A 16,469-nucleotide genomic window follows, 5' to 3' on the forward strand; every position below is an offset into this window, starting at 1 on the left:
CGTACGACGCGCAGACACCGGCGATCGGACCGGCTGCTGCGTCCTCGGATGGCGCGGCGACCGGCGTGCCCTGCCGTCTGCGCGCGTGCCCGCGTGGCATGGTTGACTGCGGCATTGCTGCGCACGCTGCTGCGCCATGGCAATGCCGGACGGATCCGAGCTGGACTCGGCGCACCACGGGCTACCTGGGAGAGACGCACATGCGGGAGTTGCGACTGATCGGCGTCCACGACGACGGCGAGCACCTGCTTCTTGCCGACGACCGAGCTGACGACGGGCAGCCGCAGTTCACCGTCCCGATCGACATCGCACTGCGCACCGCCCTCAAACGCGCTGCCGCGGGCCCGTCGGCGGCGGTCGACTCCGTGCCGGTGCCGGAGGAGTTGCGCCCCCGCGACGTGCAGGCGTTGTTGCGTGCCGGGGCCTCGGTCGCCGACGTCGCCGAGCGCGCCGGATGGACGACCGAGAAGGTCGAGCGCTACGAGGGCCCGATCCGCGCCGAACGCGAGCACATCGCCGGTCTTGCCCGGGCGATCGTCGTCAGCGGCAGTGCGGGTGGCGGCGCGAGCAGAGGCAGCGGTGGCGTCCGCGATGACGCTGACACCACTTTCGGCGACCGCGTCGAGCGTCGGCTCGACGGGCGGGGCGTCGACCCCGACGACATCGTGTGGGACTCCTGGCGGGGTCGCGACGGCGGCTGGACGGTGCTGTGCTCCTTCCCCGCCGGTGGTCGGCAGCGCCGCGCTACCTGGAGCTTCGACCCGCGCAGCCGCACCCTCGACCCGACCGATGACGAGGCGCGCTGGTTGGGTGAGGACGAAGGCTCGGCCGGTCCGTTGTCGGCCGCGTCCGCACGTGAGACATCCGTTTACGACGTCGAGGCCGAGGGTGGCCTCAACGCCCCCAAGGGCACCCCGGTTCGCCGCGTGCGAGGCGGCCGCACCTCCGCGACGTCGGTGCCCCAGCAGCCCGAGCCGTCCGGTGCCGGCGCGCAGCGACCGGCGGGCAAGAAGAAGCCGGCCGCGAAGCAGGCAGAGCCCGCCGAACGACCGGTCGACCTGGTCGCGGCGATGCGCGAACGATCCAAGAACCGCCGCCGCAAGGGCAAGTCGTCGGCACATCCGGCGCAGCAGGGCGACGACTTCCCGGAGCACGACTTCCCCGAGGATGCCGCGCCGCGCGAGAAGCTCGACACCACCGGCGCGCCGCCACCGGTCGGCTCACACCCTCGCGAGGAGGACGCCGAGGCACCGGAGTCCAACGGGTCCGGCGAGTCTGCGGAGCCCACCAAGACTGCCAAGGCCACAGAGACCACTGAGTCCACCGAAACTACTGACTCCGCGGAGTCGACCGAATCCGCCGAGTCCGCAGAGAACGAGCGACTGGGCCACGACCCGGTCACCGGCACGGCCGATCTGTTCGCCGATCTCGAGGAAGATGCCGAGACTCGCGCCGAGTCCGACCCCGAGTCCGACACGGCACCCGACGCCGAAACCGACGCGGCACGCGATGATGAGCCCTCCACGTCAGCGAAGCCGACAGCGCCATCGGATCCGAAACCGAAGCCCAAGGACGACCCGCAGGACTCGCACACCGTGGTCCCGGATCGCCCGAGTTCGACACGCAAGGGCCGCCCGAGCGTGCCGAGCTGGGACGACATCATGTTCGGTCGGCGTCCCGGCCGCGACTGATCAGCGCCAGCCGCCCGGCTTACGTCGCGGCCTGTCGTCGTCGAGGTGATCGCCCGCCCTGCGCGGCGGCACCTGACCCCGGCGGATGCTGATCGTCTCCGCCTCGTCGGTATGCCGCGGCGGCACAGGCGTACGCCGGACCGGCTGCGGCTGTTGTGTCTGTTGCGACGGTCGTGCCGGCGAGGCAGGCGCACGCCGGACCGGTTGCGCCTGTTCCGACTGTTGCGACGGTGGTGCCGGTGGCACCGCCGCCTTGGCCCGCTTGGGCACCGGCAACGAATGCCCGCTGTTCCAGATCAGCACTGCGCTCGCCCAGGCGACCAGCACCACCGCAGCGATGATCATGCCCAAGGTTGCGTTGGTCGGGATCGCGACCGCGACGATGCCGCCAATCACCCAGGACAGCTGCAGCAGGGTCTCGGAGCGCCCGAAAACGCTGGTGCGCATGTGCTCCGGGACGGTGTCCTGGATCTGCGAGTCGAGTGCGAGCTTGCCCAACTGCTGCCCGAGTCCGGCGACGAAGCCGACCGCGGTCGCGGTCCACACGGTGAAGTGCGCAGCCGCGATCACGACCATGACGGCGTCCGCGACGAGCGTCGCCAGCACGATCATCTTGGGCGAGGCGATCTTCAGCGCGGCACCTGCCACGGTGCCCACCGAGTTGCCGGCACCGGCCGCACCGAGCACGAGCGCGAGCAGCAGCGTCTCCTTGCCGGCCCAGCCCGGGAACGGGTGGCTGCGCACCAGGAACGCCAGGAAGATCGTCAGGAAGCCGGACAGCCAGCGCAGACCGGTGTTGGCGCGCAGCGCCGTGACGACGGCCGGTCCGATCCCGCGACCGGTCGCCTTCCCTGTGGTGAGTCCGGACGGCGCCGGCTTCTCACCGACGCTCGAGTCGACTCGTGGCGGCAGCAGGATGGCCAGCACCGTGCCGACCGCGAAGAGGAACGCGGCCACCCGCAGTGCCCACTCCCCGCCGCCGAACTTCGCCGCGCCGCCGGCGAGCGCGCCCGCCATACCGGCGCCCACCACGCCGGCCAGGGACAACCGGCCGTTGGCCTTGACCAGTGTCAGCTGATCGGGCAGCAAGCGCGGTGCGGCGGCGGAGCGGGTGACCAGATATGCCTTGGACGCGATGAGCACACCCATCGCGAGCGGGAAGAGCCAGAACGAATCGTCCGCGATGGCGCCCGCCAGCACCCAGCACAGGAAGGCTCGGATGGCGAGGGTGAAACCGATCGCCCAACGGCGACCGTGGCTGAAGCGGTCCAGCAACGGTCCGATCAGCGGCGCCAGCACCGCGAACGGCAGCATCGTGAAGCACAGGAAGAACAGCACCTGGCTCTTGGCCTGCGCCGAGGACACCGAGAAGAACACCGTGCCGGCCAGGCCGATCGTCAATGCGGCGTCACCGGCGGAGCTGAACGCATGGACCTGGATCAGCCGCGCCAGGCCGCTCTCCCCCGCACCCTGGGCCTCGCTGGCCTTGCGGGCGGCATACACCGTCTTCTTGCTGGCGGTGGCGGTCAGGCGCGCCATCGCGCCGGCGCCGCGGACCACCCCGCGGCCGGCGGCGAGCGCCGTGTCGCGACCTCCGTGCTGGTCGGTCTGCTGGGTGGAGTCGTCGGGCGGCTGCCGATGCTGATCGCCGTTGGAGGTGGGCTCGGGTTGCTGCGCGCGCGGCGGTCGTTGCTCGCCTGCGGGCGGGTATGCCGCGCGCGGCGCCCGTCGCTGGGCGGGCGGCATCGGCCGGGTGCGCGGTGTCGTGCCCGGTGTTTTGCCCGGTGTTTGCCGTTGCACCGGCTCGGTGAAGGCCCGCTCACGTTCGTCGCGGCGACGTTGCCTCCCAGAACGTCCGTCGCCTCTCATGTGTCCATCATGCCAAGTTCGCCCGGTGATCTGCGGCAGCGGCATCGGTCTCGCGGGGATGCAGGCCGGGCAGCGGGCACAGGTCCAGGTCGAAGGGCAGGGCTTCCGCCGAGGCCGACTGCGCACGGGCGGCGTGCGACGTCATTCGGCGCATGTAGTGCCGGCGGCAGAGCACTTCGTATTCCACGACGGCCGGGCTGCCGGCGCCGGTGTCGCCAACGACCACCTGCTCACCCTCGACGACCATGTCGCCGTCCACGACACGAGAGTTGTGGGTGGCGCGCTTGCCGCACCAGCACAGGGCTTCGACCTGCGGGACCTGCGTGCGGTCGGCCAGCTCGATCAGTCGCCTCGACCCCGGGAAGAGCTGGGCGCGGAAGTCTGCCGTGATGCCGAAGGTGAAGACGTCGATGCCCATCTCATCGACCAACCGTGCGAGTTGCTCGACCTGCAGCGGCGTGTAGAACTGGGCCTCGTCACAGATCAGGTAGTCGATGACCCGTCCGCCGGTCGCCTGCTCCACGACGACCTCCCAGAAGTCGAGGTTGTCGTCCACCTCGATCGCCTCGTGCGACAGGCCCAGCCGTGAGGACAGCACCGCCGAACCGGCTCGGTCGAGCTTGGTGAAGACCAGCCCCCTGCGGCCGCGTGCCCGGTGGTTGTGATCCATCTGCAACGCGAGTGTGGACTTGCCGCAGTCCATGGTGCCGGAGAAGAAGACGAGTTCAGCCACGGTCGAACACCTTATGGGTCACCGGGTTTCAGCGAGCAGGCAGATGGATGAAGGGCACCTGCTGCTCGGCATCGGTGAGCGAGCCGTGCTGGCCGATCAGCGCGATGATCCGGGGATTCATCACCCGGCTGTCGACGAAGCCGATCGGTGCATGCACCGCGACGATGACGTCGCCGAAGCGGGGCAGCACCTCGGGATCGACCGGGCCGAACAGCCCCCTGTCGGCAGCTTCCTCCCGGGTCATCACCCACCCGTCGTCGCCGACACGGTCCGTCCAGACAGCTGCGACATCGGCTGCCGCACCCGGCGTGCAGTAGAGCTGGGGCCCGCGCAGCTCGCCGCCGACCAGCTCGACACCGGCCCGCAGCTCGGGGTCGAGTGCGACGTCGGTCTTGGCGCTGTCGGGCACATCGACCATGCCGTGGTCGGCGGTCACCGTCAGCGACGTGTCGTCCGGCAGCATCGCCCGCAGCCGGCGCAGCTCACCGTCGAGCTGCTCCACGGCCTCACCCCACTGCCAGGACTCGCAACCGTGCTGGTGTCCGGTGCGGTCCACCTCGCCCCAGTAGAGGTAGACCAGCGCTCGCGGCGTCGCCCGCACCGCACGCACCGCTGCGTCCACGCACGCTCCCAGGTCGCGTGCACCCGCGAACCGGGCGCCGCGCAGCGCGGCCGTCGTGAGTCCGGACCCGTCGAACTTCGTCGGGCCCACCATGGTGACCGGTATGTCGCCGGCACCGGCCTGCTCGAAGACCGTCGGATGTGGTTGCCACTGCTGCGGATCGGGTCCGTCGATCCAGTCCAGCTCGTTGAACAGCCGGTCGCTGCCCGGCACCCGCACCTGGTAGCCGGCCAGTCCGTGTGCGCCGGGCGGCAGTCCGGTGCCGAACGTGCCCATGCTGGTGGCCGTCGTCGACGGGAACCCTGCGGTCAGCACCGCGGGTATGGCGGGGTCCTGCTTCGCTGTCGCCGCTCTCAGGAACGGTGCATGACCCGAGCGGCGACGGAGCAGGTCGGCGCCGAGGCCGTCCGCGAGGACCACCACCGCGCGCTTGGCGGCGGGCAACGGTGTCGTCGAAGCCGCGGCCGGCAGCTGCGGACCGTCGAGGGACGCCACTACTCGTGGCAGCACGCCGGCCAGGCCCCGCCCGTCGTATGACGGCGGCGTCGCGTCCCTCACCGGCCGATGGCGGCGGACAACGCCGTCGAGAACACTTGTGCCTGCTGCAGATTGGCGTCGCCGTCGGCGTCGGCGCTGACCCGCACGGTGACGTCGTCACCGGTGATGGTGCCTTCGTAGCCGTGGTCGGCGTCGCAGGTCGGGTCGGCACAGTTGGCGGGCAGCAGGTCGACCCGGGAGACCGCGCCCCAGGAGATCGTCAGCGTCACCTCACGCCCGAAAGTCCCCTCGACATACCGCTCAGGATCGGGCACGACCCGACCGAGCATGACGCCGCGGACGCAGGACAACGGGACGGTCTCGCTGGTGGCTGTCGCCACCATGCCCAGGTGCTGCACCGGAGAGTCGGGGGTCGGTGAATGGTCGTCGGCGTGCGCGAGGATCAGCCGGGTGCCGGTCAGCGCGAACACCGTCACGTGGCGACGGACCGTCTCGTTGTCGATGGTGGTCTCCGCGTGCACCAGGTGCGATGCGATGCTCTCGGTGCCGACCGCGGCGGCGACGACGTCGGCCACCAGCAGCGGGAAGTAACCCGCCTGCTCGATGTCGGCGAGGAGCCCGGTCGGCAGCGCCGACGCGGTGATCTGCTTGCTGGACGAAGACATGCCGGTCATTGTCGCAGGTTCACGCTCGGCAGGGACCGCCGTCCGGAGTCGGTGCGCACGGCCGGTGGCGCGACGGTCGCCGAGGCGCCGAGCACCTCGAGTCCCCCGCCGTGCGTGTTGACCGGGTTGAGCTCCAGCGCCGCGATGTCCGGCAGGTGCTCGGCGAGCACCGAGACGCGCGCCACGACATCCTCCAGGGCCGCCTGATCGATCGCAAGCCCGCCGCCCCGCCCGTGCAGCACCGGCGCGGCCCGCACCGAGTTGATCAGGTCACGCACGTCGACCTCGGTCAGCGGCGGGATCCGGTAGGCGATGTCTCCCATGACCTCGGTCGGCGCTCCCGCGAGGCTGAAACGCACCACCGGCCCGAAGAGCGGGTCCTCACCGGTCGCGACGATGCACGGGATGCCGGGGGTCGCCATACGTTGCACGACCAGGCGGTTGGCGTGCAGCGGCCGCAGGCGCTCGTCCAGCGTGGTGAAGGCCTCCCGGACGGCGTCGGCGTGCGACAGGTCCGCACGCACCGCGCTGACCGGCTGGGTGCGCACCAGCGGCGACACGGACTTCACGACCACCGGATAGCCGAGCTCCTCGGCCACCCGGATCGCCTCGTCGGCGGACTGCACAGGGGTGGCCGGCCACACCTCGACGCCGTATGCCGCCAGGAGCTCCCGGACCTCCGCCGCGGTCAGCGGCCGGCCGTCCGGCGATGCCTCCAGGATCCGGTCGAGCAGCCGCTCGGCCGCCAGCCGGTCGATGCCCTCCGGCAGCACCGGCGCGCCACGATCGGTGGCGCGCCACTCGCCATACCGGGTGGCCGCCGCGAGTGCATGAACGCCGTCCTCGGGGACGGTGTAGGACGGCACGAACCGCTCCACCTGGGTCTCCGGATCCGGCGCGGCCAGCGCGTCGTTGACACCGGTGACACCCAAAAAGGTTGTCAGACAGGGCTTTTGGTGTCGGGCTGAAACCTTGGCCAGGGCGGCTGCGAGGCCGAGGCCCTGCATGATGATGGGTTGCATCAGTGCCGTGACGACGCTGTCGACGTCGGGGTCGACGAAGGCCGCCTCGAGCGCCTCCTCGAGCTGCTCGGGACTGCAGTCGGCCGGGAGGTTGACCGGGCCGTGGACGATCTGCAGACCCCAGCTGACCGCGTTGTCGGCAGCCAGTGCACCGAGTGCGTCGGAGTTGCCGACGATCGCCACCCGTGGGCCGCGCGGGATCGGCTGGTTGACGACCAGCTGTGCGACGTCGAACATCTGGTGCAGGTTCTCCACGCGTATGACGCCCGCCTGGCGCAGCATCGACCGGAAGGCGTCCGGTGAGATCTGGGTGGCCCGGACCCGGTGGCCGGGTGGCACGCCGTAGGCGGACACACCGGACTTGACCACGATGACCGGCTTCTGTAGCGACAGCCGCCGCGCGATGCGGGAGAACTTGCGCGGGTTGCCCATCGACTCCAGATAGAGCCCGACCGCTTCGGTGCGGTCGTCGTCCATCCACGCCTGCATGACGTCGTTGCCCGAGACGTCGACGCGGTTGCCGGTCGAGACGAAGTCGGTCAGCCCGAGGCCGCGGCGGTCGGCGAAGTCCAGCACCGCGATGCCCAGTGCGCCGCTCTGTGCGAAGAGTCCGAACCTCCCCCGGCTGGGCATCTCCGGCGCCAGCGTGGCGTTCATCCGCACGTCCTCGCGGGTGTTGATCAGCCCGAAGGAGTTGGGGCCGGCGACGCGCATGCCGTGCCGGCGGGCGGTGCGCAGCAACTCGGCCTGCAGCGCCTCGCCCTCCGGTCCCGATTCGGCGAAACCGGCGGAGACCACGACCAGCGCCTTCACACCGTGCGCAGCGCATTCTTCGACGACCTGCAGCACCTCACCGGCCGGCACCGCGATGACCACGAGTTCGACGGGCCCCGGCAGCTCCTTGACGCTGGGATGCACTGTCACGTCACGGATCTCGTGGTGGGTGTTGCGGTTGACGGCATACAGCTGGCCGGTGAATCCGCCGGCCTGCAGATGCTCGAAGACCCCGCGACCCAGCCCGGTGGGTCGGGAGCCCACGCCGACGACGGCGATCGACGACGGCGCCAGCAGCGAGCGCATGCTGCGTGCCTCGGCCCGCTGCTCGCGCGCCGCGAAGACCGCTTGTGACTGCTCGGTCGGCTCGATCCGGAAGGACAGCGCGATGACACCGTCGTCGAAGCGGCGGCTCACCTCGAATCCGGCGTCGGTGAAGACGCCCATCATCTTGTGGTTCTGCGGCAGCACGTCGGCTGTGAACTCCTGGACACCGGCCTCGGCGCCGATCGCGGCGAGGTGCTCCAGCAGCACCGACCCGACGCCGCGCCCCTGGAAGTCGTCGGCAATGTTGAACGCGACCTCGGCGCGCGGCCCGTCGGGTCCGGTGAGGCGGTCGTAGCGGGCGACACCGACCATCCGGCCGGCCGCCTCCACGATGAGCGCGACACGCTCGACGTAGTCGACGTTGGCGAACCGGGTGGCCTCACGGTCGGACAGGTGCTTCAGCGGTGCGAAGAAGCGCAGATAGATCGACTCCGGCGACTGGCGCTCGTGGAAGTCCTGGAGCAGAGCCACGTCATTCGGCCGGATCGGGCGGACCTGTGCGACCGACCCGTCGCGCAACACCACGTCGGCCTCCCACTCGTGTGGGTAACCGGGCGGCAGCTCGTCCGCGGGCGTGTCGTCGGTCGAGTTCATGCTCCGAGCATGCCAGGTGGCCTAATGTCGCGGGTCGACGACGGTCCACGGGCCGTCGAAGCTCGTGGTCATCCAGAACCCGTGCGTGGTGCGCGGCACGGCGAAGAAGTAGGGGCCGCCTGCACTGGCAACCCAGTCGAAGCCGGTGGCGGGCAGCTCCGAGCCCTTGGGCGCCTTGACCGCGGCGAAACCCTGGCCGCCGTTGTCGGACACCATCAGGCTGTCGTCACCGTTGGGCGCCGGCACCCCGCCCGTCTCCCGCGGCCCACCGGCCGATGCGACCAGGTGGTTGGAGTCGGCGGCTGCGAGCCACACCTGCCCCAGCCGCGGCAGGATCAGCGTCCCGCGCGCCACCTTCTGCCAGGAGCGACCTGCGTCGGAGCTGCGCACGATCGTGTATGCCGTGTGGTCGGCACCGGACCGCTGCGGGTCGCAGAGGCCGAAGAGGTCGAGCTCCGTGCTGACATTCGTGACGGGAGTGACCGCCTGCAGGTTGCTGCCGGCGCACACCGAGGGTGCCTTCAGCGAGGTCAGCTTGTCGTCGTCCAGCCGCATCGGCGCGATCGACTTGTCGGAGTCGGACGCTGTCAGCTGCACGATGACGTTGCCGCTCTGCACCGAGATGTTGCCCGTCCTGATCGAGCTGCTCGGCGTGACCTGGGCGGTCGTTCCACTGACACCGGACGCCGAAACGTCGAACCTGCTGACGTAGACCGGTCCGTTGCAGATCCCCTGCGCGCAGTTGTTGGCGCTGAGCAGGACGGCCTGCTTCTGGTTGATCTCGACGTCCAGCACCGTGTCACCGGGGTGGCTCATCTTGGTGAAGGTGCCGCCGCTGTCGCGGGTGATCCACAGGTCGCCGCCGAAGACGTAGCCGACGCTGGGCGTCGCGAAGCGGACCTGCGTGACGGCACGCTGCGGTTGGATGTTCGCCACGTCGGTGGTACCGGTCGCGGCCGACACGTCGGTGCCGGTGAACTTGTGCACGGCATTCCAGGACTTGCCGTTGGTGTTGGACCGCAGCAGCACCGGGCACTTGTCGCCGCCACAGTCCTGCTGGCCGAGCGCGTAGATCGTGCTCTGTCCGGCATAACTGACCGACCAGGTGCGGAAACTGTCCGGGACCTTCGTCGGTTGCTGCTGAGGGGACACCGACGACGGGCTCGCCGTCGGTCCCCCGGTGCGCGCCTCGTCGGTCGCACCGGCGATGACCTCGCCGCGTTGCACGCCGTTGTCGATGCCGTTCTGCTGCCACAGGAACACCGCGAAGACCGCGATCACCGCAACTGCGGCGCTGGACAGCATCGCCAGCCGGTTGCGGCGATGGGAGGTGCGACGCGACGCGTCCACGATGCGCTGCCAGTCCAGGTCGGACGCCGGCTCCTCGCGCACCTGGGCCCTGGCGTCGTCGAAGAAGGCAGCGACCGGGTCGTGCTCACCCTCGGGGGTCGAGTAGGGGTTCGGGTCCGGTGTCATCGGGTCACCTCCAGCCGTTGTGCCAGTTGCTTGCGGGCGTCGTGCAGGTCGCGCTTGATGGTGCCTTCGCTCTTGCCGGTCTGCAGCGCGACCTGCGCCACCGACAGGTCGGCGAAGTAGTGCAGCAGGACGACGAGCCGGAAGCGCTCCGGCAGGGACTCCACCGCGTCGCGCACGGTCATCCGGGTCGCCGGGTCCAGCCCGGGGTCGGCCACATCGACCGCACGGGCGTTGCCGCCCACGAACTTCTCGTATGCCGACGCCTCCCGGCCGCGTTTGCGCCAGTGGTCGCGCACTTGGTTCGCGGCAGCGGTGTAGAGCCAGGCACGCGGGTCCTGCACCGAGTGCCAGTGCGTCAACAGCTTGACGAACGCGTCCGTGGCCACGTCATGGGCCAGGTCACGGTCGCCGATCAGCTGTGTCGTCCAGCCGACGAGTCGTCCGAAATGTGCGTCATACACCTCGCGAACGGCACTCTCGACGGCTGCTTCCCCCGAAGCCACGCATCGCCACCTTTCCCGTGGGACGCGGACAGCCGCACGCTGGCCGGTGATCGTCGCCGTCATACCTCAGTGGACGCCGCAACGACTCGCGCGGTTGGTGCCCACGATCGCTACTTGATTCTGTTGCCTGATGCTGCGCCCGAAGAGCACTCCCGGCGCAGCCGAAAGCCTAACCCGCCCGGTCGGTCGAGCGACCCACCTAGGCTGTGTGGCCATGGAGTTGCGCGATGCCGTGTTCCGGCGCCGGATGGTGCGGCGCTTCGACGCCGACAAGGACGTCTCGGAGGAGACCGTGCTGCGCCTGCTGGAGCTCGCGGTGCGCGCGCCGAGCGCCGGCTTCAGCCAGGGTTTCGACTTCGTCGTGCTTCGGGGTGCCGAGCGCGATGCGTTCTGGACGGCGACCGCGGACGACAATTCACCTGACGCGATCCCCGATGCCTGGCTGCGGGGAGTCAGCGCCGCCCCGGTGCTCATCCTGTGCTGCTCGGACAAGAACACCTACCTGCGGCGATACGCCCGGGAGGACAAACCGTGGCAGGACCTCTCCGAGGAGCACTGGCCGGTGCCCTACTGGGACGTCGACACGGGTATGGCGGCGATGCTCCTGCTGCTCGGGATCGTCGACGAGAGCTTGGGCGGCCTCTTCTTCGGGGTGCCGGTCGAGCGGCTCGACGCAGTGCGTGACGCGTTCGGCATCCCCGCCGACCGCAACATCGTCGGCGTGGTCGCGATCGGGCACCCGGTGGAGTCCAGGCCGTCCGGCAGCACGCGCGCGGTGCGCCGACGCGACTTCGGCGAGGTGGCCCACTTCAGCCGGTGGTGACGACCGACCGGTCCAGGTCGCCCAGGCAGGCCGCACCGGCCAGTCCCATGGCGTGCCGCAGCTCGGCAGTCAGCTCGACCAGCATCTCCCCGACGGCCTCGCTCCCGCCCGCTGCCAGGGCCCACAGCACGGGGCGGCCGAGCATGACCGCACGGGCGCCGAGAGCGAGAGCGGTCAGGGCGTCATACCCGTCCCGCACGCCGCCGTCGACGACGACCGGCACCGAATCACCCACTGCGGCAACGATTTCCGGCAACGCAGCCGCGGTGGAGACCGCCCGGTCGAGTTGTCGACCACCGTGGTTGCTGACCCAGATGCCCGACGCTCCGGCGCGCACGCAGGCGAGAGCGTCGTCGGCACGCAGCACCCCTTTGACGATGACCGGGAGCCCGCCCGCGCGCGCCGCCCAGCCGATGTCGGCCAGGGACAGGTCCGCGCGCTGGTCGATCAGCTCCCAGATGTCGTCCACCTCGGCCGGCAGGTGGTCGCGCATGTTCGTCAGCGCCTGCTCGTCGGACAACGGCAGCGGGCGAGCCTGTGCCGCGGTACGTGCCCGGTGCCCGACGTATGGCGTGTCCGCAGTCAGCACCACGGCCGTCGCTCCGGCGTCCGCCGCACGCTCGATGAGCGCCGCGGTGACCGATCGATCACGCATCAGGTAGGCCTGGAACCACCAGGGACCGGCCAGGGAGGCAGCGATGTCCTCCAGGCGCCGGGTCGCCCGGCTGGAGACCACCATCGGGGCGCCCGCAGCTGCTGCACCGGTGGCTGTGGTCACCTCACCACCGGCCTCCAGCAGCGCGTGGAAAGCGGTGGGCGCGATGCCGATCGGTGACGGCCAGTGGCCGAAGAGATCGAGCTCGGTGGAGACGTCCTCGACGTCGCGCAGCACCCGCGGCCGCAACCGATAACGGTCCCAGGCGTCGTGGGCCTCGCCGACGGTGCGCTGGTCGCCGGAGCCGCGGCTGAGATAGCTCCACGAGTCAGGGTCGGCGGCGCGTTCGGCTCGATCGCGTAGTTCGCGGAGTAGTTCGTGCACGTCCTGGCTCCCGGTCCGGTCCTAGGCTTGTCCGTCATGACGACCACACGCCCGGTGCGCATCGCCGTCCAGATCCAGCCACAGCACGCGACATACGAGCAGATCCGCGACGCGGTGCGCCGCGCGGAGGACCTCGGTGCCGACGTGGCTTTCAACTGGGATCATTTCTACCCGCTGAACGGCGATCCGGACGGAAAACACTTCGAGTGCTGGACGATGCTCGCCGCGTGGGCGGAGCAGACCTCGCGCATCCAGCTCGGTGCGCTGGTGACCTGCAACAGCTACCGCAACCCCGATCTGCTCGCGGACATGGCGCGCACCGTCGACCACATCTCGGGCGGCCGGCTGATCCTCGGCATCGGGTCCGGGTGGTTCGAAAAGGACTATGACAACTACGGATTCGATTTCCGGACCGCGGGCCGGCGGCTGGATGACCTGGCAGCAGCACTGCCGCGCATCGAGTCGCGGCTGGCTGCGCTCAACCCGCCGCCGGCCGGTCCGCTGCCGATGCTGATCGGCGGCGGTGGCGAGCGCAAGACGCTGCGCCTGGTCGCGCAGCACGCGAACATCTGGCACAGCTTCGCCGACGCCGAGGTGTTGGAGCACAAGCTGGGTGTGCTGCGCTCGCACTGCGAGGCGATCGGCCGGCCGCTGGAGGAGATCGAGATCTCCGTCGGCGTTGGCGGGCGTGGCCGCGACGGCATCACTCCGACCGTGGCCGAGGAGGTCGGCCGCCCTCTCTACGACCTGGGCGCGCGACTGTTCACCGTGCCCGTCGGTGGCCCGGACTACAACTTCGCGACACTGCAGGACTGGGTCGTATGGCGGGACCGCGTCAACCAGGCGTCGGCCGAATAGGGGTGTTGATAACGCTGCTGTCACCAGCCCCAAACGATCGCCAGACCAGAACCAGGCGCGGGATCTCGATCTGGACTGCGGCCACGACCGCGACGGGCCAAGCCAGAGCATCACTCAGTGACCCAGCGCAGCTACCGAGCAGGTGGCTCTGAGGTGACGGCACTGCACGACCGCTTGAGTAGAGTCGCAGCATGCACCCGCTTTCGGTATGGATCTGGCGCGAAGATGTGCTGACACTGGACAGTCCTCCGATGGAAGGCGCCGTGCGGGAGTGGGATCTCACACTCGACTTGGCACCGACCCTGGACCTCGTCCTCGCCGCTTATGATCTTTGCCTCTCGTTCGTACAACTGGTGGAGTCCGGACCCGAGAGCTTCGCTCAGTACCGTGCGGGATCGGTGTGTGCCTACTCGCTTCTTGAAGAGGATCAGGCGCCGCCCTCGGAGATCACTACCTCAATGCTCTGCGCCGACTTCGGCGGCCGAACCCCTTTTGATGCCGACTCGACGGCCATTCGAACGTCACGGCTCTGGGTCGCATGGGGTGAGCCGAGCGGAACGCTCCGGCCAGAACTCACCGCAGTCGTCTCGCCACAGCAGATCCTCGATTGCGAACGAGCCCGCGGGGAGCTGATAGCGGGGATCGTGGTTGTCGGACAGCCCATCGGCAGCGACGCGCCGGGTTACTGCAACCAGTCAGTTGATGGTGTTACGCGCCCAGGCGGGGGCGTACCTGTAGCCCTCCACATATGTTGTGACGACCCCAAATGAACCACCACCCTTGAGCGATCGGAAGTCGACACTTGCGAGGACATCACGTTTCTCGACCACTTTGCAGCTTTTGAAGATCCACCATCCCGAGCACTTGATGTGATAGATCGGGGTACGGAAATGGTATTTCTTTCCGGAGATGTGATATTTGCCTTTGTTCCCGGGGTGCGGGTACCGCGTAGTGTTCAAAACCGCATGAGCGCTCAGGCCGTGTTTGTTGTACACCTTGGTGAGACCAAAGCCGCTATCTTTCGTAGCGCTAATTTTCGTGTAGTATCCCCGTCGTAAATATACTCGCCATCCGTCACGATCTTTCCATGTCCCCATCGTGTCGTATCTCGGGTTGTGTCCGGCGGCGGCCGAAGTCACAGGGTCGGGGTTAAACGTCTGCATCTGTGCCGGCGCCGTGGCGTCCACGTGGTCGTCGTCGATCCCGTTGACATCGAAGGGGACGTCCGGGTTCGCTGTCTCAACGTCGGATTCCGCGTCGTCTTCGGCGTCCTGCGCCGCGGCTGTGCCACTGTATACGACGCCCAAGTCTCCAGAAGGCGCATTCGCTGAGGCGAGGGAGTCCACTGTTTGTAGGTTGACGCCAGCCGATTGTAGATCTTCAGGGGTCAGCGAGTCTCCAACCTGCAACTCTCGGCTCGGAAAACCTACAACGCCAAATTCTGCAGTTCCACCGCCCAACGGGATAAGGCAGGAAATGCCACATGGCGGGCCGCCGCTGCATACCTCGGTGGATGGATCGCACGTTGCCGAGGCTGGCGGGGCAGCTGAGAACGCCGCTGCTGTAGTCAAGAGAGCTGCAGTGGAAATCATTGCGAGTGTGTGACGGATTCTATGTTTCATTGAGTCTTCTCCTTTGGATTTGGACGTGACGGGGTGACAGCCGAGCCTTGTGGCTTGGTTGATTGTGCGCGGTCGATCCGTGTCGCAACCGGCGTATGGGTCGTAGCGTCAGGCCTGAGGCGTTCGATCTGAGGATTTCCGAGCCCCGCGATGGCAATTCCCCTCCCCCGCGAAACTGGCTCAAGCTAGCACTCCCACTGGCAGGTACGACGATCTTTTAAAGAAACACGTCGGGTGCCAGTTTTCAGACGATCCCCATGGCTCGGTCTTGACCCAGGAGAGCGTCTGCGACGCCTGGAGTTTCGTGACCGAACCATCCACTGCATCACTGCCGCAGGTCGCCGCCGTACCGTACTGGCCCACCAGTTCGGTACGCGGTCGGTAGATGCGTCGCCCACGATGCGGCGGACCAGCGCCAACGGGACGGGGAGCCGTCGGCGAGAAGCTCGCCGTCGCCACCGATGCCCGGGCAACGGGCCGCACCGCCGCAGATGCCGCCCGGCTGGTCGGCTGGATCCGGGCCAATCTCTACCGGCACCAGGCGGAGGCAGGTCACGCGCCTGCCGCCGCGAAGTCCGCTCGATAGCCAACGGTCATACTGGCCCGGGTGCTTCATTGCGGCTGGTGACAGCACCGTTACCAACACCCCGAATAGATTCAGACTTTCCAGCTTGCGAGCTGACGCACGCTCGGGCTGTCCGTCGAATTTCCGCAATATCCGCACACCGCAACGGAACTCATTCGTAGGCTGCCGCTTGTGAAACCACGATTCCTCGCGATGTTGGGCGCGTTGTCGGTCTCTGCGTTGGCCCTGAGCGGGTGCAATGCGACCTCCGAGGTGGCCGGTCCTGCTGTCACGAGCACCGTGGTCAGCACCGTCACGTCGACATCCGTGGTGACCCCGGCCGCATCGGGCACGCACACGCGCCGGTCGACGTCGCCGCGGCATACGACCTCGTCCGCTGAAGTCAGTGCACCGCGCACGACGACGCGGGCAACGCCCCGGAACACAAAGCCGGCAACCACGACGGCACGGACCACGACGCCTGCACCCGTCGTGCCCCGCTCGACGACGCACCCGGCTGCCACAGCACCCGCCGCCGTGGTGCAGGCCCGGACCACACCGCCGGTGCGTCGCACGACCGTCCGGCCCGCACCGGTGGCAACGAGCACCACCGCGACCGGCGCGTGCAACATCAAGGGCAACATCAGCAACGAGGGCGAGAAGATCTACCACGTCCCCGGGCAGCGCTACTACAACGTCACCAAGATCTCCGTGTCCAAGGGCGAGCGCTGGTTCTGCAACGAGGCTCAGGCGGTGGCCACGGGCTGGCGCAAGGCACTGATCTGAGG

At 68.9% G+C, this 16,469-nt stretch carries 14 protein-coding genes; 5 read left to right on the forward strand and 9 right to left on the reverse strand.

The window, feature by feature from the left end; genetic code table 11:
• Positions 1-200: 200 nt before the first annotated feature.
• On the forward strand, positions 201-1,691 hold the full coding sequence (sepH, locus tag ACSZL9_RS02610; RefSeq protein ID WP_446663903.1) for a septation protein SepH: 1,491 nt from the start codon (positions 201-203) through the stop codon (positions 1,689-1,691).
• Here sepH and ACSZL9_RS02615 read toward each other — a convergent pair whose 3' ends face one another.
• From ACSZL9_RS02615 to ACSZL9_RS02645, 7 genes are read right to left on the reverse strand one after another with little or no spacing between them, the layout of a single operon-like run.
• Positions 1,692-3,560: an MFS transporter gene (locus ACSZL9_RS02615; RefSeq protein ID WP_446663904.1), complete on the reverse strand. Its 1,869-nt coding sequence runs from the start codon at positions 3,558-3,560 to the stop codon at positions 1,692-1,694.
• A gap of 7 nt (positions 3,561-3,567) precedes the next feature.
• The gene (locus tag ACSZL9_RS02620; RefSeq protein ID WP_446663905.1) at positions 3,568-4,293 is read right to left on the reverse strand and encodes a thymidine kinase; all 726 of its coding nucleotides are present in this window, start codon (positions 4,291-4,293) and stop codon (positions 3,568-3,570) included.
• A 28-nt stretch (positions 4,294-4,321) separates the two neighbouring features.
• Positions 4,322-5,473 carry an alkaline phosphatase family protein gene (locus tag ACSZL9_RS02625; RefSeq protein WP_446663906.1) on the reverse strand — a complete coding sequence of 384 codons (1,152 nt, stop codon included), beginning with the start codon at positions 5,471-5,473 and terminating at the stop codon, positions 4,322-4,324.
• Positions 5,470-6,078: a DUF5998 family protein gene (locus ACSZL9_RS02630; RefSeq protein WP_446663907.1), complete on the reverse strand. Its 609-nt coding sequence runs from the start codon at positions 6,076-6,078 to the stop codon at positions 5,470-5,472. Before ACSZL9_RS02630 ends, ACSZL9_RS02625 begins: the two co-directional genes overlap by 4 nt.
• Positions 6,079-6,083: 5 nt before the next feature.
• On the reverse strand, positions 6,084-8,795 hold the full coding sequence (locus ACSZL9_RS02635) for a bifunctional acetate--CoA ligase family protein/GNAT family N-acetyltransferase (protein WP_446663908.1): 2,712 nt from the start codon (positions 8,793-8,795) through the stop codon (positions 6,084-6,086).
• Between the two features lie 21 nt (positions 8,796-8,816).
• Positions 8,817-10,271, reverse strand: a complete 1,455-nt coding sequence (locus tag ACSZL9_RS02640; RefSeq protein WP_446663909.1) for a hypothetical protein — start codon at positions 10,269-10,271, stop codon at positions 8,817-8,819.
• Positions 10,268-10,774 carry an RNA polymerase sigma factor gene (locus tag ACSZL9_RS02645; RefSeq protein WP_446663910.1) on the reverse strand — a complete coding sequence of 169 codons (507 nt, stop codon included), beginning with the start codon at positions 10,772-10,774 and terminating at the stop codon, positions 10,268-10,270. Before ACSZL9_RS02645 ends, ACSZL9_RS02640 begins: the two co-directional genes overlap by 4 nt.
• Before the next feature lie 214 nt (positions 10,775-10,988).
• Between ACSZL9_RS02645 and ACSZL9_RS02650 the strand changes: the two genes are divergently transcribed.
• Positions 10,989-11,597: a nitroreductase family protein gene (locus ACSZL9_RS02650; protein ID WP_446663911.1), complete on the forward strand. Its 609-nt coding sequence runs from the start codon at positions 10,989-10,991 to the stop codon at positions 11,595-11,597.
• Here ACSZL9_RS02650 and ACSZL9_RS02655 read toward each other — a convergent pair.
• Complete coding sequence (locus ACSZL9_RS02655) at positions 11,584-12,636, reverse strand: alpha-hydroxy acid oxidase (RefSeq protein ID WP_446663912.1); 1,053 nt, start codon at positions 12,634-12,636, stop codon at positions 11,584-11,586. The two genes, ACSZL9_RS02650 and ACSZL9_RS02655, sit on opposite strands and share 14 nt — an antisense overlap.
• Positions 12,637-12,672: 36 nt before the next feature.
• Here ACSZL9_RS02655 and ACSZL9_RS02660 point away from each other — a divergent pair, with 36 nt between their 5' ends.
• A complete protein-coding gene (locus ACSZL9_RS02660; protein ID WP_446663913.1) occupies positions 12,673-13,494 on the forward strand; it encodes an LLM class F420-dependent oxidoreductase in 822 nt (273 codons plus the stop codon).
• Between the two features lie 695 nt (positions 13,495-14,189).
• On the opposite strand, the gene ACSZL9_RS02665 is transcribed toward ACSZL9_RS02660, so the two are convergent.
• On the reverse strand, positions 14,190-14,840 hold the full coding sequence (locus tag ACSZL9_RS02665) for a hypothetical protein (RefSeq protein ID WP_446663914.1): 651 nt from the start codon (positions 14,838-14,840) through the stop codon (positions 14,190-14,192).
• A gap of 661 nt (positions 14,841-15,501) precedes the next feature.
• On the opposite strand from ACSZL9_RS02665, the gene ACSZL9_RS02670 reads away from it, so the two are divergent.
• On the forward strand, positions 15,502-15,702 hold the full coding sequence (locus ACSZL9_RS02670; protein ID WP_446663915.1) for a hypothetical protein: 201 nt from the start codon (positions 15,502-15,504) through the stop codon (positions 15,700-15,702).
• Between the two features lie 171 nt (positions 15,703-15,873).
• Positions 15,874-16,467 carry a sunset domain-containing protein gene (locus ACSZL9_RS02675; RefSeq protein ID WP_446663916.1) on the forward strand — a complete coding sequence of 198 codons (594 nt, stop codon included), beginning with the start codon at positions 15,874-15,876 and terminating at the stop codon, positions 16,465-16,467.
• The last annotated feature ends 2 nt before the right edge of the window (positions 16,468-16,469 follow it).

Source organism: Flexivirga sp. B27 (assembly GCF_052905685.1).

What these genes read in the sequence shown, in the direction of transcription:
- ACSZL9_RS02640 (WP_446663909.1), bottom strand. Translation starts at nt 10,271, where the DNA reads ATGACACCGGACCCGAACCCCTACTCGACCCCCGAGGGTGAGCACGAC.
- ACSZL9_RS02650 (WP_446663911.1), top strand. Translation starts at nt 10,989, where the DNA reads ATGGAGTTGCGCGATGCCGTGTTCCGGCGCCGGATGGTGCGGCGCTTC.
- ACSZL9_RS02630 (WP_446663907.1), bottom strand. Translation starts at nt 6,078, where the DNA reads ATGTCTTCGTCCAGCAAGCAGATCACCGCGTCGGCGCTGCCGACCGGG.
- sepH (WP_446663903.1), top strand. Translation starts at nt 201, where the DNA reads ATGCGGGAGTTGCGACTGATCGGCGTCCACGACGACGGCGAGCACCTG.
- ACSZL9_RS02660 (WP_446663913.1), top strand. Translation starts at nt 12,673, where the DNA reads ATGACGACCACACGCCCGGTGCGCATCGCCGTCCAGATCCAGCCACAG.
- ACSZL9_RS02635 (WP_446663908.1), bottom strand. Translation starts at nt 8,795, where the DNA reads ATGAACTCGACCGACGACACGCCCGCGGACGAGCTGCCGCCCGGTTAC.
- ACSZL9_RS02615 (WP_446663904.1), bottom strand. Translation starts at nt 3,560, where the DNA reads ATGAGAGGCGACGGACGTTCTGGGAGGCAACGTCGCCGCGACGAACGT.
- ACSZL9_RS02670 (WP_446663915.1), top strand. Translation starts at nt 15,502, where the DNA reads ATGCGTCGCCCACGATGCGGCGGACCAGCGCCAACGGGACGGGGAGCC.